This window comes from Pseudomonas mendocina, assembly GCA_037482215.1.
In the GTDB taxonomy this organism is placed as follows: domain Bacteria; phylum Pseudomonadota; class Gammaproteobacteria; order Pseudomonadales; family Pseudomonadaceae; genus Aquipseudomonas; species Aquipseudomonas mendocina_E.
The window spans coordinates 1,148,927-1,169,027 of record CP148074.1 but is presented as its reverse complement, the minus strand read 5'-3'; the positions used below and the strand labels follow the sequence as shown (position 1 = coordinate 1,169,027).

The 20,101-nt window shown below is 58.1% G+C and carries 10 protein-coding genes and 1 pseudogene; 2 read left to right on the top strand and 9 right to left on the bottom strand.

Annotated features, from left to right (window positions below; all coding sequences use genetic code 11):
• Positions 1 to 84 precede the first annotated feature (84 nt).
• Both WG219_05225 and WG219_05220 read left to right on the top strand, forming a co-directional pair.
• Positions 85 to 1,029 carry a hydrolase or metal-binding protein gene (locus WG219_05225; protein WXL26880.1) on the top strand — a complete coding sequence of 315 codons (945 nt, stop codon included), beginning with the start codon at positions 85 to 87 and terminating at the stop codon, positions 1,027 to 1,029.
• Positions 1,001 to 1,162: pseudogene (locus WG219_05220) on the top strand (DNA repair protein RadC). The gene WG219_05225 and the pseudogene WG219_05220 overlap by 29 nt, the downstream one beginning before the upstream one ends.
• 296 nt (positions 1,163 to 1,458) lie before the next feature.
• On the opposite strand, the gene WG219_05215 reads toward WG219_05220, so the two are convergent.
• The 9 genes from WG219_05215 to WG219_05175 all read right to left on the bottom strand — a co-directional run bounded on the left by WG219_05215 (position 1,459) and on the right by WG219_05175 (position 20,095).
• Positions 1,459 to 7,743 carry a DEAD/DEAH box helicase gene (locus tag WG219_05215; GenBank protein ID WXL26879.1) on the bottom strand — a complete coding sequence of 2,095 codons (6,285 nt, stop codon included), beginning with the start codon at positions 7,741 to 7,743 and terminating at the stop codon, positions 1,459 to 1,461.
• 9 nt (positions 7,744 to 7,752) lie between these two features.
• Positions 7,753 to 11,055, bottom strand: a complete 3,303-nt coding sequence (locus WG219_05210; GenBank protein ID WXL26878.1) for an STY4851/ECs_5259 family protein — start codon at positions 11,053 to 11,055, stop codon at positions 7,753 to 7,755.
• Positions 11,056 to 11,103: 48 nt separating this feature from the next.
• A complete protein-coding gene (locus WG219_05205; protein ID WXL26877.1) occupies positions 11,104 to 14,292 on the bottom strand; it encodes a type I restriction endonuclease in 3,189 nt (1,062 codons plus the stop codon).
• 54 nt (positions 14,293 to 14,346) lie between these two features.
• A complete protein-coding gene (locus tag WG219_05200; GenBank protein WXL26876.1) occupies positions 14,347 to 15,012 on the bottom strand; it encodes a PIN domain-containing protein in 666 nt (221 codons plus the stop codon).
• A gap of 17 nt (positions 15,013 to 15,029) precedes the next feature.
• Positions 15,030 to 15,530 (bottom strand): hypothetical protein, encoded by a 501-nt coding sequence (locus WG219_05195; GenBank protein ID WXL26875.1) that lies wholly within the window; start codon positions 15,528 to 15,530, stop codon positions 15,030 to 15,032.
• Between the two features lie 21 nt (positions 15,531 to 15,551).
• The gene (locus WG219_05190) at positions 15,552 to 16,499 is read right to left on the bottom strand and encodes a GIY-YIG nuclease family protein (GenBank protein ID WXL26874.1); all 948 of its coding nucleotides are present in this window, start codon (positions 16,497 to 16,499) and stop codon (positions 15,552 to 15,554) included.
• Positions 16,496 to 17,839, bottom strand: coding sequence for a restriction endonuclease subunit S (locus WG219_05185; GenBank protein WXL26873.1), 1,344 nt, complete (start codon positions 17,837 to 17,839; stop codon positions 16,496 to 16,498). Before WG219_05185 ends, WG219_05190 begins: the two co-directional genes overlap by 4 nt.
• A complete protein-coding gene (locus WG219_05180) occupies positions 17,836 to 19,755 on the bottom strand; it encodes a class I SAM-dependent DNA methyltransferase (protein ID WXL26872.1) in 1,920 nt (639 codons plus the stop codon). The genes WG219_05185 and WG219_05180 overlap by 4 nt, the downstream gene beginning before the upstream one ends.
• A 127-nt stretch (positions 19,756 to 19,882) precedes the next feature.
• The gene (locus tag WG219_05175) at positions 19,883 to 20,095 is read right to left on the bottom strand and encodes a hypothetical protein (GenBank protein WXL26871.1); all 213 of its coding nucleotides are present in this window, start codon (positions 20,093 to 20,095) and stop codon (positions 19,883 to 19,885) included.
• Positions 20,096 to 20,101 lie beyond the last annotated feature (6 nt).

The following is a 20,101-nucleotide window of genomic DNA, read 5'->3' as shown; positions in this document are numbered from 1 at the left end:
CTACTACATCCCTTCCCTCCCCTTGGCCAGTCCATGCAGTTCGCGCTGCGTGGCTGGCCTTTTTTCATTTCCAGGAGACTCTCCATGCTCAAAGGTCTGGCTATCACTCCACCGGTACTCGGGCGGATTTCCATCGGCAAGGTCATCGAGAAGAACGGCAAGCGCCTGCCGGAGAAAGATGACCAGTTCACTATCACGTCCCAGGTGCAAGGCAAGGATGGCTGGCTGCTGCACCCGCTCAATGACGAACTGCGTCAGGGCAAGGACGACAAGCTGCGCAGCATTCCGGTACGCCTGCTGTTCAACGAGCCGGAGCTGAATTTCCGAGCCGACTACACGCTGTTCGACCGACAATCCGGACGCCCCGTCTGCGTCGGCAATGGCGAGACCTGCAAGCGGGTCACTCAGGATGGTATGCAGTCGTTGCCCTGCCCTTCGCCGGATGCCTGTCCGCTGGCCAAGGGAGGCGCTTGCAAGCCCTACGGCCGACTGAATGTGGTGATTGGCGATGAGGATCCGCTGGGCAGCTTCGTGTTCCGCACCACCGGCTTCAACAGCATCCGCACCCTGGCCGCTCGTCTGCATTACTTCCAGGCCATTTCAGGCAACCGCCTGGCCTGCCTGCCGCTGGAACTGCGTCTGCGTGGTAAGTCGACACGCCAGAGCCATGGCACGCCGATCTTTTACACCGACCTGACGGTACGCGGCGGTATGGACATGGCGGAGGCATTAGTAACTGCCAGTGAACTCGACTCACGGCGTCAGGCTGCAGGCTTCGATCAAGCCGCTTTGGATGAGGCAGCACGGCGTGGCTTTGGCAACGGTGCGTTCGAAGACAGCGAGGAGGATGCCAGCACCATCGTCGAAGAGTTCTACTCGGAGGGCGAAGCACCTGCAGCAGCGCCCACCGCTTCACTCCACCCCACCAAACCCAGCCTGGCTGAAAAGCTCGATGCACAGGCTGCTCGTCAAACCCCACCCACAGACCAAGGAGGCCGCCATGCGCCTGCACAAGCTGAAAGCCAGTGACACGACCGGCACCTACCTGGTCGATTCGCCGGTGACGGAAAACGACATCCTGCAGATGGCCAAGCAACTGGCCAGCCTGCGTCTGCGCAAAGGCCGTGAACTGACTTCACCTAAGGAAGTGTTCAGACACCTGAGCGCGGCTACCTGTAAGGAGATGCCAATGAAACTGCTGTTACGGACTGTTGCCTCGGCATTCATGTTTGCCGGGATCTTGGCCGGTTGTCTGGCAATATTACTGTTGGTGATTCTGATGGTGCGCTTTCCACCATTGCTGATTGCCGTGGTGTTGGCGTGCTGGATCTACCGGAAGCAGAAAGTAAAAATGAACCCTTGAACGGAGAGCCAGCGTGGGTAGTCGAAAGACTGTCTGCACGGGCTCCCACTTTTTCTTTTCATTGATACTTGACGCTTAGCAGAAGCGGAGGCAAGTCAATCAATAACGCAACTGACATAGGTCGGCCACTCCCCACCCTGTTGCATTTGAACGTATCCATATCTATCGCACAAAAGCTCTTTCTGATCATGGGGTGAAGCATTGAAGTCAAAGTTCATCTGATCCCTGTATGGCATCCTTCCGCGCCAGTAGCCCATACCTTGATCCAATAGGATCTTACTGGTGCTACCTGATGCCCATCTGGTTGTAATAACCCGGCTGTGCAACAAATCTCGAGGGTTATTCATTACAGTAATGTCCGGCTCAATATCAAATTGCTCCATCAGCCAGAGCCTGAGAATCGTGACCTGGTCATCCCTCCGCATCCAATCATGACTGAGCAGATAGCTTGGTTGGTTACCACTCGGCGCTAGCGTCTGTATCGATAAAGACTGAAGCTCATCATTTTGAAACAGCTCCAGGAAACCTGTAAGGAACATCACCGACAAGGGTGATTTCAGGTAGCGATCTGAGTAGCTGACCGAAATTGCCCGATCATTGCGGATCAAAGCTGCCAACTCCGGCATCTGAGCATCGATCATCGCTTTGAGGCGGTTTGTTAGGGTGTTAACAGGCCCGTCAAGCTGCGAAGAAATTTCAACGATACGCGCCCCCTGCGGCGGTTGGTGCCAGGCTGCACTGTCTATGGAGTTACCCATAACAGCTGGCATCAATTTGCTGGATGCCCAAACCACATCGGTATGTCCTTGTAGCCAATCAGATCCGGGCACCGCGACGTTGTTCATGTTGCTGTATAGGCTCCGGGCACCAGCCTGGGATGACAGTTGGGCAACCATATACGGGGCTTGCAACGCTCCGGTTTGCCACTCGACTAGCTCAACGCCCAGACGGGCAAGCAGTGCCAGGGTTTCCTTTTGCTCCGAGTTCAACAGCGCTGGTTCAGCAATGCCGAGACGAACCTTGATTCGTTCGGAAATGGCCCAGGTCAACACCTGTTCCCGGAACCGGGGATGGTCAAGATCCCAATCCCTAGGGTCGCCGTGGAGGCACAGCAGAATCGATGTAGTCTGATCGCGGCGATCCAGCGAGTTGATGGCGGCACTCAGTTCGCGTAGCGGACCAACTGAGCAATAGCGCGCGCCATGCAGGCCAGCAAATACATCGGGCAGCCTCAGATGCTCAACCAGTCGGCATTCGCTCAGCCAACGCAGCGCCAACTTGCGATCCAGCTCTTCACGCTCGACACGGCTATCCTGACTGGCCAAGCATTGCGAGCAGACATTCTCGCAGTTGGCCGGACATTGCAGCCGATCCAGAGCCTTACCCAGCAGCAATGCGATATCGCTCAGGCCAGCCAGCACGAAACCCGCCCCCCCGCTGACTTCATCGAACAGCTGGATGACAGAGCGGCCTTGCCGTGTGTCACGGTCGCGATCGAGGCGATGGCTGAAGCCCATTTCACTGCTGGCAATACCGAGTCGGTCGGCGATCACGTCCCGCATGGCAACGCCGAGCGTTGTTGCAATCAGCCGGCCCTCGGGATTGTCAGGAAGCCATTCCCCCGTAAGGGGATTCCTAAGGGTGAGCTCCAACACATCGGTACGGATCTGGTAGCCCAGGTGCAGACTAGCCTTGACCGCCTCCCCAGAACAGTCATGCTCCTTGCGGCTGCCGGCCAGCCCGCCAACCGGGCGGTGAGCTTTATCGGGTTGCAGATCTCTGGGCACTTCGCCCGAGGCAAGCATGGATTCCGCGCGGCCACAGGTCATGCATACGGCATAACCCATTTCATGTTCGCCGGACGAATGATGGAATACGCTGCCGTCATGACCGAAGCGCACGAAGCCACAGCGCTGATCAGGTAAGGCAATGCTTTCGCCGTACAGCTGGATGCGCGGTCGCTCAACGCGGATGTACTTCTGCGAAGTGACATCGTTGGTGGTTTCCTCGTAGAAATCGCTCACAAAGCCGCCCGGACGTAACACCATGCGGCGCTCGCTGGGTGGAATCGGTGTTGTGCAATGCGAGCAGCACAGTCCTTCGTTATTGGCATAGGCGTTTTCGATCACCCCCGTGTTGCCGCATTCCGGGCAGCGCCAGGCAATGTCGAATTTCTGTGCTTCGTTAACTTGGCCGTCGGCATGCCACTGCAGACTGACACCGGCAGAGCGGTAGACGCGACCATCTATCACCACCTGAGCGCCGGGGGCATATTCGCGAATGGCGATGTTCAGGCTGCGCGAGGGCATTTCCTTATTGTCGAAGATGCTATCCTCGCGACTAGCATCGCTTTTCCGCTGCTGATGCAGGAAATCCTCGACGTTGTATGTCTTGAGGCTCACCACGTCAGTCGGGAAGCCATAGCCCGGTAGGAATGCGGACGACGCCAGATAGCGGAGCAGGTACTCATTTTCATGGCGCTGCTTTTCCAGCATCAGGGCCTTCTTGTATGGCCCGTCGCTGCCGGTCTGGAGCTTGTGGTTGATATTGCGGTACTCACCAAGCCAACGCTCCTCGAGGTCGCGCAATGCCAGCCGGGTTTCACCGGTTATTGAGCTAAGCGAGCGACCTTCCAGGCAGGTGCCGCGCACCAGCTGCTTAACGGCGCCCTCATAATCATCCGGACTTGCCGTGAGCCAGGCTACGAACTGCTGAGCAGGTGATTCGTCCGAGGCGAAGAACCTGTGCAGGGTCAGCTTGGTACGGTCGCCATCATTGCTGCTGTGCATGCGCAGGAATAGAGCCAGCAGCAGCGAGTTGACATGCCGCTGTACGATCCGCGCGGAGCTGAGGGTGATGCTTGGTGCCGGAATGGCAGTCACGAACGGCCATTTGGGATTGGTGAAGGCACGCTGGTTATGCGGATCAGCCTTGCACAGCGTATAGGCGATGGCCCGAGCCTCACTGCGTCTCCCGGCTCGACCGGCGCGCTGAAGATAGTTGGCCGGATGTGGCGGCAGGTTGTTCATCACCACAGCAGAGATACCGCCGATATCCACGCCCATCTCCATAGTGGTGGAGCAGTTCAGCACATTTATATCGCCGCGCTTGAATTCCTCGACATAGTCATCCAGCCGTTTTGCCGACTGCTGCGCCGAGTGCTCTGCGGTTCGGTAGTAAAAACCGCCCTCGACCGTTCGGTCGCTGATATCCGTCCACAAGCTTTCCTGGCGCAGCTGGGTAATGACAGGATCTTTTGCGGCCAGCTGACGGATCTGCACCTGCTTGGCTACCGGGGAGCCATCCGGCATCAGGCTGCTCAAGGCGGGAAGCTGTATCTTCTGGCAGCGGTAGTCCTGGCTCAGCAGCTTTTGTGGCAGATAGGGGGTCAGACCACGGAAGGTGGTATCGAAGATGCGCCGGGTCAAGGGGCAAACCCAGCCCTCGTTAGGCAACGAGAATGTGAGGCTCTCCAGGCGCAAACGATGTCCGGTATCGGAGGACTCCAGAATGCCGGCATTGATCAACGCCAGCCACGCCGCTTCGAGCCAGCTGTTGATCTTGTCGGCATCCGCATTCATGGTGCGATTCATGCCGGTTGCCAGCTCGAGCAGCTTGATCAGACGGTGGGGTGTGCCCGGCTTGATCTGCGGCCACTTTCGGATAGTGCTGCTTTCCTGCACGTCGCTCTTGGGCGAGAAAAGCGACTTTGGACTGAAGCGGCTGCCCATCCAGCGGCGCATCTTGTTTTCCATTAGGATGAAGGTGTTCTCCCGTATATAAAAGTCGAGTGCCACCTTGAGAAAGTCGCGCCAGTCATCCAGCGTCAGAGCAGTTCTGGAATCATCTGCAGCGCCCATTGCGGGAATGGCGCGGGTATCGACCCACAGAGGTGGAGATGTCGTCACCTTCTCCAGCCCCTGGTAGCCGACCTTGATCAGTCCCAGCGTTTCCGTGCTGTTCTGGTTCTTGGGACGCCGGGAGAACTCGCGGGCCAGCAGCAGGCGCGCCATGGTCAGACCGCCTTCACTGCCATCGAACAGCGCCGGATTGGCATAGCGGTTGTAGCGCAGGATGAACTTGTCGATATCCCTGGCTGCCGCGATGGTGTCGGCCATCTGCGGCCAAGGAATGGTCTCGGTCTGATTGGCAGGCGCTGCGCCGCTATGCAAAAGTTCAGCTTGCTTTCGCAGTTCTGCCGCCATGCCAGCCATGCCTATTTTTTCCAGGTTTTCTGCCTGGGCAAGAAGCTCGGCAGGATTTCCGCTGGGGGTGTCCTTGGGTGCAGCATCGGCCTTGGCCTGCGCATTCCTCAGTTTTTCAAATACCAGCCCGCGTAGCCGTGAGCGCTCCGCTTCCTGCTGCATCCTCACCGCCATGCGCGCGGTGCCCTGGCGGCTGTCGGTGAAGGTGATCAGCTTGCGCCCGCGCCCCGGCAGCTCTTCGGGAGAGCGGCCTTCGCAATCCGCCTTGTCAGGATCGGGACAGAATTCCAAGACGGTCGGCACGGCGTTGGCAATGTAGAACGGTGCACCGAGGTAGGCTTTTCGCAGGAAGTCGCTCGACCCCCAAGTCGAGTGCTCACAGTGGCTGCAGCAGGCGAAGTCTTTTTCTTTTTTGTCTGTACCCTCTTTTCCTTCTTTAACTAGACAGAGATTGATATTGCGGGCGGCATTGACTGCACCTAGCTTTTGGCTCTCAAGATCCAGAGTGATTGAGACGTAAGGCTCATGCGCCGCAGGCGATCCGGCAATGATCAGGCGATCACTGGCGGCATTCGCCTTCAACAGTTCGGCTGCCGCATCCTCGCCACCGCCTTCGTGATTGAGCGCGAACTCATCGCCGGCGTAAGGGCTGGGCTGGTGCAGTTCGCCATTGCGATCTTCTGCTAGCAGGTGCGGCGTCTTGCAATCGTCACAGAAGCCCAGTTCGTACACCGGGGCATGGCACTCGCAGCGCGCACGCTGGGTCACATAGACGTTACCGAAGGGCCAGTCCTGCAGATGAGCTGATTTGGCACTGCACTGCGGGTCTACGCAGGCCCAGAGGCCATGCAGCATGCGCTGGAACAGGTGGATGCGGAGTTTGAGGAACGGCGGCTGGCCTTCGGCCGGATGCGTGCCGGTTATGGTGTCGAGCCAGTCGAGCACCTTCTGCTGCTGTTCGAGGGAGCTGCCTCCCTGCAACTGCTCGGAAACTGTACCAATCAGGTCATGCAGGTCGAGGGGCTTGTCGGAGCTGACCACCGCATGGCGCAGGCTCCTGGCGATGGTGCTGTCGCACAGGGCCTTGAAGCGTGCGGCGGATACTGCCGTTTCCGGTTCGATATCCCGGATGGCCTGCAGGCCGATATCGTTGCCTGCAGAGTCGAATGCCAGATCGGGCCAAACGCGCGAGCCGCCAATCACTTCGACCTGGTCGAGCGGAACGCCCGCCAGGTCGGCCAGATAGCGTTTCAGTCGCTCCTGCGCATCGGCTCCGGCGATGGTGGCCGAGGTGGCGATGAAGCGAATCTGCTCGGACTGCCTGCCGAAGGCCTGGACCACCCTGCGCAGCAACAGAGACATTTCCGCCGCCTGGGAGCCCACATAGGTGTGTGCCTCATCGAGGACGATCCAGCGCAACGATTTCTGCTGCCTGGAAATCTCCAGGATCGGGTTGTCGACCTGACGCACCAGCATGTACTCCAGCATGGTGGCGTTGGTCATCAGGATCGGTGCCGGTTCCTTGCGCAACAGTTCCCGCGACAGGATCTGGTTGGGCTTCTGCTGCTGTTCCTTGCGAACCTTGTCGGCGCGTTCTTCAGTCTTGCCGTTGTACAGGCAGAAGCGAATGTCGCTGCCGTACCTGCGGGTCCAGGCGTCGAGGCGCTCCTGCTGCGAGTTGATCAGGGCATTAAGCGGGTAGAGAAAAAGGGCACGGACACCGACCAACGCAGTCTTGCTACGCTCATGCTCGCGGATCAGATCCTCGAGGATCGGCACCATGAAGCATTCGGTTTTGCCCGAACCAGTTCCGGTGGTGATGACCGCTGAGCGGGGCTGTTCGTCGAGCAGGATGCGCCAGGCCTGCAACTGATGAACATAGGGGTGGGCTGTTTTCGGAAAGCGGTAGGCTGGTGCACTGGCCAACGTGTCAAGCAGGCTGGGCGATAGCAAGCCCACCGACGGCAGATCCTGCAGGCGCAGTTCAGCTTCACGCCAGCCAAAGGTGTGCTCGAAAACTGGCGGCGCAAGGAAGCAGCCCTCGGCGCCCAATGTGTTCACCATGCTTTCGCTCAGGTGACGACGCAAACCCGGATGATTGATGCCCAAGACGCCGAGCGTTGCCTCACGGGTACGCTCAAGGCTTTGCTCGATTAGGTCCCTGAAAAATCGCATCGCCACTCCTTATGCCTCGTCCTGCGAGGCGAGCAAATAAGACACCATCAGGGCGTGTGCAGGCACGAACCATCCCTGACGGTCGAAGTCGGAAATCAATCGTATCGCAAATTTCAGATAGGCTGGTGTCGCCGGCAGGTCAGTAATTCTTGCCCGACCGGCTGTGACATAGGCCATGAATATGGGCAGATAGGTGACCGCATCAGTGAACTCAGCCAATGAAAGAGCCTTTACCAAAGGCGGCAGTTTCTGCCCGTCAATCCAGTTGGAAAGCTCGCGACCCAAAAGAGTTGGCCAATTCCGGTTAGCTTCATGAAATCGGCGCAGCTCCTGATACCAGATCGGCAGAACATTTTCTGGTGGCAGTTTTATCAATGAGCTTCGGCTACCGGTGCTCAGGTAATCCCCAAGATATTCAAATCCGGAAACGATGAAGCGCAGTACACTGGCACGATTCGATACAAGATTGTTGACCAGAACCTCGGGAAGCCCAGTCAAGCGCATAGCGTTGTGGAAAAGCCGATGCGCCCGTACCCATAGAGGAAGCGGGATGGTTTCCCAAATAACTGCGAGCTCGTCACGGATGCGAAGGCAGAAAGATTCATCCATCTCAAGACGGAAAACTGCGAAGCTCAATGCCTCTTGGTTGCGCGATAGAGCCTTCCAGGTCTCGAACGATGATAGCGGCAGGTGATGGTAGTTCTGCTTCAAGTCGGCTAAGTACTGCCAGCCACTGTGGTTAAAATCGTCCGCCATAGCAGCAACCTGCTGCTCGATGACATACGGATTGCGCCAAGGGTGAAACAGCTCAGCGGCCCGGTGTAGTGAAATAACCTCTCCTGCGGTATCCAGACTGTTTTCAGGCAGCAAATACAGCGCTGGACGAAAACGAATGCCTGAGTTGTCTGCAGGGTAGATCAGCCACGGCCCACGAGACTGCATAGCCTGTGGTATCTCGAAGCTACCAGTACCAACTGATTCACTGGTCTTCTCGATCAACTGCAAAGGGGCTCGCTTGGGATCGGACAGGAGCATAGCCTCTGCCTTCACACCATCCAGTACAGCTTTATTGGAGACGCCGCCTATATGGAAGGCATAGCGACCTTCCCACTCAAGCTGGCCACCATATCGGCGAATATCGAATTTAAGCAGTGGTTTTTCGGCCTCAACAGAAAGCCTGATATAGGCATCCTGCTCATCTACTGCTCCAAGCATGTTCTGCATGTCAGCTAGGTAGCTGAACAGGTTGAGCATCACAGGTGCCGAACCTACCCGAATGCTGTACGTGCGTTGCGGATGCGGCTGCTGCTCCGCGCTCACCAGTTCCAACTGCATGTGGAAGGTCTGTCCTTGGGTTAACCCTGAGGTCAGTGAGATGCGATACCCCATCAGATCAACCAGTAACAACTCTCTGGCTCGCGACGGATTGCCGAATTGGTCCAGCAGGCGGGCCCCCTGGTAGGGATAGGGCAAGTGCAACTGCAGCGTGGGCAATCCTTGACCTACTTCGATCATAAAGGTCGAAGGCGGTACGTCTCCTCGATGGCGCAGATACAGCGAATTTTCTGACTGCTCCACTACCAAGGCATTGCTGACAATATGCGGATCAAGCTGCGCAGCCCCTTTGATCTCGATACGTGCAGGCTGTTCGCGTACTTCGGGGAACAGCGAAAGACCAAAATCTCTAGGCAGCACGCCGAAACGGCGCTGCATGAGTGTCTTTCCCGATCGAGTGCGCAGGGTGTAACGCACCGAGCCGTATTGGCCGATAAGTCGTCGGTCAAGAAGCTTGCCATTGACGAACTCGAACAAGTCATCTCTGGAATAAGGGTAACCTTCAGGCAACTCAAGGTTGGGCCACCCCAGGAAGACCATCGAGGGGGTGCTTTCGTAAAGTGCAAACACACCCGAGAGAGTTGGTTTAGAGTCATCGCTGTCCGCCTGATTAAGCGCGACTAGATAGCTATCCTCCCCCTTTACCAGCGTGAAGTTGGAGTTTGCATCCATCCAGAGGCCATTTTCTTGGTCCTCGGCCAAAGGCTTTGCAGCGTCACCTTCGCAACTGGTCGAAAAGCCCTTGGGAACTCGAAGTCGAACCAGTCCAGATGACAGCGAGCAACTAGACACAGCAACCAGTTGCCAGCGCTCGGAGCGACTCTCGAAAATCAAAGGTACATCGTGATAATCGAGGGCGCTGCCATCGAAGTATTGGCAATGCACCACACGCCCGTTGTCCAACAAGCGAAGACTCACCGGCTCGCCAGGTTTGCGACGTTCGAGCGTGACTTGAGGATTGGAGAAGCGCGCCTTGATACCTTTTTCAGTAAGCTGTCCGTAAACGGCGGGCCCTCTAGCTAGGAGCCTTTCGCCCTCGTAGTAGGCCAGCTCAAGTCGGGTACTACTCAGACTTGTCGAATCAACCGCAAACTCTGCCTCATGAGGCAGGATCAATTCGGTGCGTATCAACCATTGCGGCAATGTGCCATGCAGAAAATGTTCGCAAGTGAAGGCCCTCGCCCTCTCCAAGGACTCTTGACGCTCCTTGCGCTTCTGCCCGGCGTCGCGGAGCCAGTCATTGAGCAGCGTGCGTGCATTGCTTTCATCTAATGGAATTGGGAAGGCATCTGTCCATCCTGGGGCTGCCTGATCCAGATAACTGACTGGATCCTGTTGATCCTTGAGTGGGTGATGCTCAACCAGATACATGAGCTGATCAACGATGCCCGCTAAAAGCCGACGCGTTTCGAGGTTGCGAAAAATGAGCGGTAGGTCATTTTCGAAGTCCGCCATTAGGTCCGCGGTTGTCCTGCGGTTACCTTCAGTTCGGTAGAAATGCTTAATACCCCTGCGCACAGCGCGCCCGAACCCGTGTGACTCACTTTGAACCAATGGCCACGGAAGCCCGCCCTCAGCGAATAGCGAGCCAAGCCAGTCGCGCCCATTCTCCCGGAGTCGAATCGGCCGTTTCCAATAGGCCAACCCAGTGGCCGTTAGGCTGGCATGCTGCTGCGGAGACAAGGATGCCTCCAGCAAAGACTCAGGTCCTGACCATGACCAAGAGCTGTTATAGGCGCGCCGATACTGCTCGCTCACGAATAGACAAAAACATGCCGCCAGATGAGCGGAACTGTTTGCCACAGCACCACGCTTGAAGTAGGAACGAAGTAGCTCAACAAGCGACCGGAACTCGTCCTCTGTAACGTGATAACTATAAAGAGGTGTACCGTCAGGCCCCTTGAACATCTCACGGTTAAACAGAAACTCACTCAACCATGCCTTCGCAGCACTGGTAACAGGTGCAGTCACGTCCATTGCAAACTCCTTTTGACTCCCTAGCCGCTTTACCGACAACAACGTCTCTTAAGCACTTGGCCTGGTAGAGCCGAGCAAATCCGCCCCCGCATCCTTCTTCAGCAGCTCATACACCACCGTCAGAAACACATCGCGCGTCGACTCGTCACTGAGCAGCTTGGTCGCCATGCTGGTGTGGCTGTTCATGGCGGCGGCGATGGCGGAGATGGCTTTCGTGGGCAGGTCGGCCTTCATGGCCTGCTCCATGGTGTTGTTCTGCACCTGGGCCATCACCACGCTGTCGGCGCGTAGCTTCTCGGAAACGTGCACAGCAAACGCCACCTGATCGGTATCGGTGATGTCCTTACCGAAGGCGTTGTTGAGCTTCTCGATCAGTTCGGTAAGGTACTTCTTCTCGCGGTCGCGGGCGTCGCGCAAGCCGTTGTCGGTCATGCCGTAGAGGCCAGGTGTTTCCGCCTGCACGCCTACGCCGCTGAGGTTGTCGCCTTTCTTGATCTTGTAGTGGCTGAGCTTGAGGTCGCCCAGATCCACCTGCTCCGCCGTGATGCCCTTGAGCCGCTTACGCAGCAGGCGGGCATAGCTGGCGAAGGCCTCTAGGCTTGGGTCGGCGAAGTCGATGAGCTGAGCGATGTACTCGTAGCTGCGCACAAACTTGGTCAGGCTCTCGCTGAAGATCATCAGCTCGTCGCGCGCCTTGCAGTACTCCGCCCGCTGCATATCGGCGTATTGCTTGGCCTGCTCGTTGCCCTCCTCATCAGCCTTCTCCCAGTCCTTTTCCCACTGATCGATAGCGTCGTTGAGTGTCTTCAGCTTGCCGTTGAAACGGTCCGTAGCAGATTGCGTCAGCGAGAACAGTTTCTGGTGCGTCACCTTAGGATCGACGATGGCATCGCCGAATGCCTCGACCTCAGCCTGCTCGTAGATGAACATCCCATCCAGGCGCTGCTTGATGTCGTAGACGATGTTCGGATCCTGGATATCCGCCACCTGGGCATCGCGGTAGAAGGTCTTGAACGATGCGAGGATCTCTTCGGCCTTGTTGGCGAAGTCGATAACGAAAGTCTTGTCCTTACCGGGGAAGGTACGGTTCAAGCGCGACAGCGTCTGCACCGCCTCCACGCCGGATATTTTTTTGTCCAGGTACATGGCCACCAGCTTCGGCTGATCGAAGCCGGTCTGGTATTTATTGGCAACGATCATCACCCGGTAGTCCGGGGTATCGAACACCTTGCGCATGTCACGGCCATGCAGGCCGGTGTTCAGGTTGGTTTCACTGAACTGGTGATCCTTGGGCAGACTGGGCTCCTGCACATCCGTGTTAGGTACCTCACCGGAGAAGGCCACCATCGCCTGCACGTTGTCGTAGCCCTTACGCTTGCAGTAATCCTCTAGCGCCAGGTGGTACTTCACCGCTGCCGCACGCGAGCTGGTCACCACCATGGCCTTGGCCTGACCACCTAGCAGGTGTGCGACGTTCTTGCGGAAGTGTTCAACGATCAGCTCTACCTTCTGCCCCACGTTCACCGGGTTAAGCGACAGCCACTTGGCCAGCTTGCGCCCGGCGCTCTTCTCATCCACGCGCTTGTCATCGACCATCTCGCTGCCGATTTTGAACGCCACCTCGTAGCTGGTGTAGTTCTTCAGCACATCGAGGATGAAGCCCTCGTCGATAGCCTGCTGCATGGTGTAGAGATGGAACGGTGCCGGGGGGTTGTCGGTGCTCACGGGCTGCGCCGGGTTGCGCGGGCGTCCGAACAGACTCAGCGTCGAATGCTTGGGCGTGGCGGTGAAGGCGAAGTAGCTGGCATTGCCCGGCCGCGAACGCGAGCTCTGCCAGACGGACAGCCGCTCCTCCTTGGAAAGCGTTTCCCACTCCGCCTCGCTCTGCCCGGTCAGCACATAGCGCAGGTCATCCGCCGTACTGCCTCCGGTCGAGCTGTGCGCCTCGTCGATGATGATGGCGAAGCGGCGGTTGCGCAGGCTCTGCTCGCCGAGAATGGCCTTCTGCGCATATGGGAAGGTCTGCAGGGTACAGACGATGATCGGCACGCCATCAAGCATGGCCTTAGCAAGCTGCTGGCTCTTCGGCAGGCTCGACTGCTGACGGTCGATGGCGCAGACCACGCCGGCCTGGTGCTCGATCTGCTGGATAGCATCCTGCAGCTGTTGGTCCAGCACCTGGCGGTCGGTCACCACTATCACGCTGTGAAAGTACGGTTCGCCATCAGGACGGCGCACACGGATCAGCGAATGCGCAGTCCAGGCAATGGTATTGGTCTTGCCCGAGCCGGCACTGTGCTGGATCAGGTACGGTTGCCCTGCCCCCTCAACCCGCACCGCGTCGATCATCTTGGTCACGCCTTCCCACTGATGGAAACGCGGGAAGATCAGGCCTTCCTTGAAATAGGTCTTGCCGTTGACGTCCTGGGCTTCCTTACGCTCCTGCAGCACGAAACGATGGAAGATGTGCAGCCAGTTGTCCTTATGCAGCACCCGCTCCCACAAGTAGCTCACCGGATACTGACCTTTCTCGCCCGGCGGATTGCCGGCGGCGCCATCGTTGCCCCGGTTGAAGGGCAGGAAGAAGGTCGAATCCCCTGCCAGCTTGGTAGTCATGCGGATGTCGCTGTCGCTCATGGCGAAGTGCACCACCGCGCCGCGCTTGAAGCTCAGCAGCGGCTCCAGGCCGCCGTTCTTGCGCTCGGGCTTGCGATCCATGCGGTACTGCTGCATGGCAGCCTGCACCGACTGGGTGAAGTCGGTCTTCAGCTCCACCGTAGCCACCGGGATGCCGTTGATAAAAAAGGCCAGGTCGATCTCATCCGCCTTGTCCAGCGAGTAACGCAGCTGCGGCACCACACGCAGGCGGTTGACCGCATAGCGGGCGATCACCGTGTCATTGCGCTCGTCTTCGGGCAGTGCCTGGCTCATGGCGAGGGTGCCACCTCCCGCCACGGCACAGCCATAACGCAGCACATTCACCGTGCCGCCATCGACCTTGTTCTCCAGCTGTTTGACCAGCCGATCCAGCACCACATCACGTGTACCGGTACCGTTCATGGCGCGGAGCTTGTCCATAGCCGCTGATTGACTGTCCTCCAACCAACCCAGCACATCCTCGGGGAACAGTGCGCGCCCCTGGTCATAGTCGGCGGACTTGCCAACCAGCCACCCGGCAGCTTCAAGCTGCTCGACGATATGGCGTTCCAGTTCGCATTCGTGGTGGATTTGGCTCATGGTTTTATCCTTAAACTTCTCGGCCATCCCTGGGAACGGCACATCAAATACTGTCTATCGGGCGTAAGCGCTGATACAGCCTGGGCACATCCACTCACCGTCGTCGTAGATGCCACCACTCATGTCGGTTCTCTGGTGGCACCAGGCACAGGTCCCCATTAGCGGTTCGTAGCTGTAACTGTCTTTTTTCTTTTCGCGATACTTCGTCTGGCGAGAAGGCATCTGCTGTGGATCCGGCGGGCTGGAGAAATGGCCGCAATGGCTACACCACTGGCCACCCAGGTGCTCCACGCAACTGGCCTTGCCGCAGCGTCCGCATGCATTTTCTGGGGCTAGAGCTACTGGCTCAGGCAGTTCTTCCGCCAACAATTCTTCAAGCGCAGCAATGCGCTGGCACGCCAAGCCGTTCTTGTTCAGGTAGGCCAGGAGCGGGTCGAAACCCTTATCCTTGGAAAGGACGATGCACTGCGTTTCCGGCGCAGTCTCAAAGGTACGCCCCAACTGAAAGGCGATATGAAAATCCAGCGCGTTCTTACCCACGCCCTCAATCTTCTGGAAGTCCACACGTGAAAAGCGATGCGCAGTGGACGGCTTGCGCGAAGCCTTGGGCGTGTTCTGCCTGGCCCCTACAAAAATGATGGCCTTATAGGAAGCATCAAGCAGCGACAGGTCGATCTTACCGATGTTCTCGTAGTCCACCAGGATCAGACGCTGCTTCATTTCATCATCCGAATTGATCAATTTCTCTTGCCCGCTCCGTAGCTGCCAGGAAGCCGAGCCCAAGAATCCAGCATATCAACACGCTTAGGCAACGGTTTTTTCTTCTCCGCAGCGGAGGTGTCTTGCGATGAGCGCTTCAAGCCTCGCTTAAAAAACTCAGAGACTCCTTCCTTGAACCGCAAGTCAGGCTTGGCCGGTTGCCCAGTGGCCTTGAAACGAACTTGCCCTTTGTCCATCGAGCACTTCAGGCCTAGGCGCTCACTGAGCCAATAGGCGATAAACAGCTGGTTATCCCGGACATCGAAAAGATCTACCAGAACACCCAAACGGCTGAATTCACGGTGCTTCTCGCTATGCGAAATGACGTACTGGAGGGCCTGGTAGAACAGATCAGAAGCCAGCAGCTTCCTCTCATCCAATAGAGGCCTCAGATCACTGCGCTTAATCGCGGCACACTTGCCATAACAAGACTTCTGAAACTCCAGCTCAGCAGCCTTACTCAACATAGGCTCACTCATAACGCCTCCTGCGCTCCGTCATCAGTCATCACTTGATGGACTGCTTGCTCCAGATACCAGGCTATTCAACTGCGAATCCTGCCAAGCGGCATACGTCTGCCCTGTTTCCTCAACCACCCAAGATGTACGCCCATTCGCGGCGCGACCACAGACCACCGCCGCTGCCGCACTGGGGCTGCTGAAGGCGTAGTCGTCGCTGAAGTTCAGGTGCTCGCCGCCATCGGCAACCAGTACGCCCTCGTCGACCAGTTGCTTGAACAGGCCCTGATAGCCGCGCTCGGTGCCCACCCATTCGGCGCGGGCCTTGGAGCCTTTGAGTACAAAAAATTCACCGTCGATTTCCTGGCCCTGGGCGCTCAAGCGGTAGCGTGGAACCTCCAGACTGAAGCGCGGAGATCGGCTGACCGGTGCCGCCGTGCTGGCAGCAGCGGGCGCGGAAGGTTTGGTCAGCTCACGCAGGAAGTCGAAGCCCAGCACCGGCAGCACGGTGCGGATCTGCTCCAGAAAAAAGGCCATATCGGCGCGGTCGGACTCGGGCAGGCTGACGTATTCATGCGCGGTACCGTTGACCAGCTCGCAGCGGCCCAGATTGCTGGCGATGCCGATCAGCAGGCTTTCCAGGTACTTCACATGAGCCTTGGTCAGGTTCTGGTCCTTGCTGGTCACCAGACAGACGCGCTCCCAGAAGTCCTTGCCGCCAGCCTCTTCCGGGCGGTTATGGCTTTTCAGTCGTTTGGCCACATCGTCCGACTCGCCGATATACACCTGCGAGCGCAGGCTGTTATCCGGGTCGGGGCCGACCAGAAAGTACACGCCGGTGCGCGCGCACTCGGGGCGCTGCACCAGTTCGGCCAGCTTGGAGCGCGGGCCGGTCAGCACATGGCCGGTCCAGTTCATGATCTCGGCGGTGAGCAGGCCATTGGGCGTGCCATCCACCAGAAACAGACGCAGGCTGCGGCCCTGGCTCATACCGCCTCCCGCAGATCGATCTGACCGGTGACGGCGGCGGTGATCAGGGCGGAGCGGCGTTCTCTCAGGAGTTCGATACTGCGCCCGGTCTTATCAATGACAGATTTGAAGCGACCAAGCTGGCCACTCAACACACTGACGATGCCTCGCTGCTCATCAACTGGCGGACGAGCAATTCGAATAGCCTCTATATCCGGCATGTAGATGGTCTTGTGGGTCGAGCCCATCATCAATCGATCAAAATCCGGTTTCATGCCCAGCAGTACGTAGTAGAGGTACTCGTTAAATAGCTCACTAGTACATGTCCACACTGCGAAGTCCTGGGAGGTTGCCATGTCGACCGCCATGATGCCCGTAAAGCCCACAGAGGCAGTCCGGGACAAGAACACGGAGCCGGCAGGCAGCAAACGGGCTGATGAATTCTCCAGGCCTAGCTGACTAACCATCTCAGATGTCTCGGATACGTACTTCTGCTCACCACTACGAACCTGCCAGACATCTGCGAGCGTGAACCACGGCACAGTGCAGTCGACCCAGTATTCTGGCTTTGAGCGACTGGGTGTATGGCCTGACTCCAACCGAGCAGTATGTCGTAGCTGCAATACCTCCCAATGCTCCGGCACCTCCCCCAGCCACTCCACGCCGGAGTCTTTCATCTTCACATTGGGATCGAGGCCCTTGGTGACGGCATGGGTGATCAGCGCCTGGCGCTTTTCGCGCAGCAGTTCGATAAAGCGGGTTTTCTTTTCAATCAGTGAGTCGATGCGGGCGGTTTCGCGGTCTAGGTTGCTGGCGATTACACGCTGCTCACCGAGTTCAGGAAGCGATACCGGAAAATTGCGCGTGAACTCATCCGGAACTCGCTTCAGGCCACCCGCTCCGGTCATTGCACCGGCACCGAAGGCACGAAAACTAGAGCCTTGAACGATGTAGTTGATGTAGCGGGCATCTGCTACCGCTGGATTCGGACGAAGCACAGTCAACTCGGTGGTGCCAAACCCTGCTGCGCACTGCAGCCCCCGCATCAGAGCCCCCTTCCCATTCTCAAAGCAGGGCGTGACTTTAGCGAAGGCCACATCACCATCCTCAAAATAGGAATAGCCACTTCTCACTTCGACTACCGGACGATTCTGCTCGAGGTTGAGCGAACCATCCTCGCCAATAGCCTCCATCGGCAAGAAGGAAACCTCTTGATCTGGATCTTCCAACAAGTCGCGACGAACAGGAGGGTTCAAGGTGGCGGAATAGCGCATGCGTACCACGCTCCAATGCTCCGGCACCCGCCCCAACCACTCCACCCCGGAGTCCTTGTAGGCCGGATAGGGCTTGTAATGGCTCATGCCGTTACCTCGCCCAACAGCGCGGCAATCTCGACCTCTACAGCCTTGAGATCGGCATCGATCTCGGCCAGTGGGCGCGGCGGTTGGTAGACGTAGAAGTAGCGGTTGAAGTTGATCTCGTAGCCGACGATGCCGACCTGGCCATCCTTCGCGTCCGTCTTGCCGGTGTCGATCCAGGCATCCGGCACATGGGGCAGCACTTCGCGGGCGAAGTAGTCGTCGATGCTTTGGTTAAGCGGTACGTTCTCGAACTCGCGCAGATCGGCGTCGGCCTGTTGGTTGCCCTTGTCGTCCAGCACCGGCTGGGCGCTGGCATCGCGCTCACCGAAGCAGGCCAGCGCGGACTTAAGCGCGCCCTTGCCAAGCTTCTTAATGCCGGCGGCCTTGAGGAAGGCCGGCAGGTTGTCGAACTCGCCCTGCACGCCAGCAAAGGCCTCGGCCTGATCGGCACCCTTGGTGTCGCGGTACGTAGCGAGCTTGTCCGGAGTGACCGAAAAACGCAGACGCAGCGGGCGCTCGACGGTGATGCGGCGGTAGCCGAAGTCGGTGGTGGAAAAAATCTTCGAGTTCGGGCCTTCCTCGAAGGCCTCGTGCAGCTTGGCGATCTCGGCAATCTGTTCGTCCGAGAGGTACTTGCGCTTGCTGCCAAGGCTCTTGCGCATGAGCGCGTGCATGGCGCTGGCATCGATCAGCTGCACCCTGCCCTTGCGCAGCGCGTCCTTGTGGTTGGACAGCACCCAGATATAGGTACCGATACCGGTGTTATAGAACAGGTCGGTGGGCAGGGCGATGATCGCCTCCAACCAGTCGTTCTCCAGAATCCAGCGGCGGATCTCAGACTCGCCGGATCCGGCGCCGCCGTTGAACAGCGGCGAGCCGGACAGCACGATACCGATGCGGCTGCCGCCCAGCTCAACCGGCTTGCGCTTGGACAGCAGGTGCATGAGGAACAGCAGCGAGCCATCACCCACACGCGGCAGGCCAGCACCGAAGCGGCCAGCGAAGCCCTGCTGACTGTGCTCGGCTTGTACCTGCTTCTGCACGTTCTCCCACTTCACCCCGAACGGCGGGTTGGCCAGGCAGTAGTCGAACTGCTCATGGGGTAGATGATCGTCAGACAGGGTGTTGCCGAGTTTGATGTTGCGGGTGTCGTAGCCCTGGATCAGTTTGTCGGCCACAGAGATGGCGTAGGTCTCCGGGTTCAGCTCCTGGGCGTAGGGCACCAGGCGGGCATTGGGGTTCCACTCGTAGACCTGCTCGATGGCCGATGACAGAAATCCGCCCGTGCCGGCGGCGCAGTCGTACACGGTGCGCACCACGCCCTCGCCATTGAGCGCCTGATGATCCGGCGCGAACACCAGGGTGGTGGCCAGGCGCACCACATCGCGCGGGGTAAAGTACTGCCCGGCATCGTCGTTGGAGGACTCGGCAAACTTGCGGATCAGGTGTTCAAAGACCAAGCCCATTTCATGGTTGCTGATCTTGTCCGGATGCAGATCGACTGCTGCAAACTTCTGCGCCACCAGATAGAGCAGGTTGGCCTTTTCCAGCTTCTCCAGCCAACGGTCAAAGGCGAAGTGCTCGAACACCTGGCGGGCGTTGGCGGAGAACTTGGCGATGTAGTCTTCAATGTTGGCGCGGGTGCTGGTGGAGCCGACCGAGCCGAGGGAGAACTGCGAGACGTTGTAGAAGGTGGCGCCGGCTGTGGTCGGCAGGATGAGATCCATATCCACGCCACTGGCCTTCATCGCCTCATACTGGCTGCGCACCTTGTCACGGGTGGGCTCCAGCACACACTCCAGACGACGCAGCACGGTGAACGGCAGGATAATGCGGCCGTACTCGGAGGGTTTGAAGGCTCCGAGCAACAGGTCCGCGATGTTCCAGATAAAGGGGGCCAGGGTTTGCTGGTTCACGCGCACGTTCCTTCCAAAAAGCAGGGAAGGCCATCCCTGCGAAATATATGTGATCAATGCCACACCTTAACCGGTTGGATAACTTCGGGCCAGTATCGGTAAACGGCTAAGGTGCTGATTTTCCAACTTAGTTGGCTGGGGTGCAGTCCTTGGACATGGGCGTCTTGGCCACATCACCTCCCCCAATGCAGATCAGACTGACGCGCATGCCACTCTGCAGCCCTGCGGCGTAGTTGGCATAGGCATCATCAAGCTTGAATTGCGGCTCCATGAACTGATTTACCCCGCCCCGCAGAGTGACGTAGGGGTTGCCGAACAGATCGGTATTGATAGAGTCCACCACGCC

Excerpts from the sequence above, each read along its gene's own strand:
- WG219_05205 (WXL26877.1), bottom strand. The coding sequence starts at position 14,292 with ATGAGCCAAATCCACCACGAATGCGAACTGGAACGCCATATCGTCGAG.
- WG219_05190 (WXL26874.1), bottom strand. The coding sequence starts at position 16,499 with ATGAGCCAGGGCCGCAGCCTGCGTCTGTTTCTGGTGGATGGCACGCCC.
- WG219_05215 (WXL26879.1), bottom strand. The coding sequence starts at position 7,743 with ATGCGATTTTTCAGGGACCTAATCGAGCAAAGCCTTGAGCGTACCCGT.
- WG219_05195 (WXL26875.1), bottom strand. The coding sequence starts at position 15,530 with ATGAGTGAGCCTATGTTGAGTAAGGCTGCTGAGCTGGAGTTTCAGAAG.
- WG219_05200 (WXL26876.1), bottom strand. The coding sequence starts at position 15,012 with ATGAAGCAGCGTCTGATCCTGGTGGACTACGAGAACATCGGTAAGATC.
- WG219_05225 (WXL26880.1), top strand. The coding sequence starts at position 85 with ATGCTCAAAGGTCTGGCTATCACTCCACCGGTACTCGGGCGGATTTCC.
- WG219_05185 (WXL26873.1), bottom strand. The coding sequence starts at position 17,839 with ATGAGCCATTACAAGCCCTATCCGGCCTACAAGGACTCCGGGGTGGAG.
- WG219_05210 (WXL26878.1), bottom strand. The coding sequence starts at position 11,055 with ATGGACGTGACTGCACCTGTTACCAGTGCTGCGAAGGCATGGTTGAGT.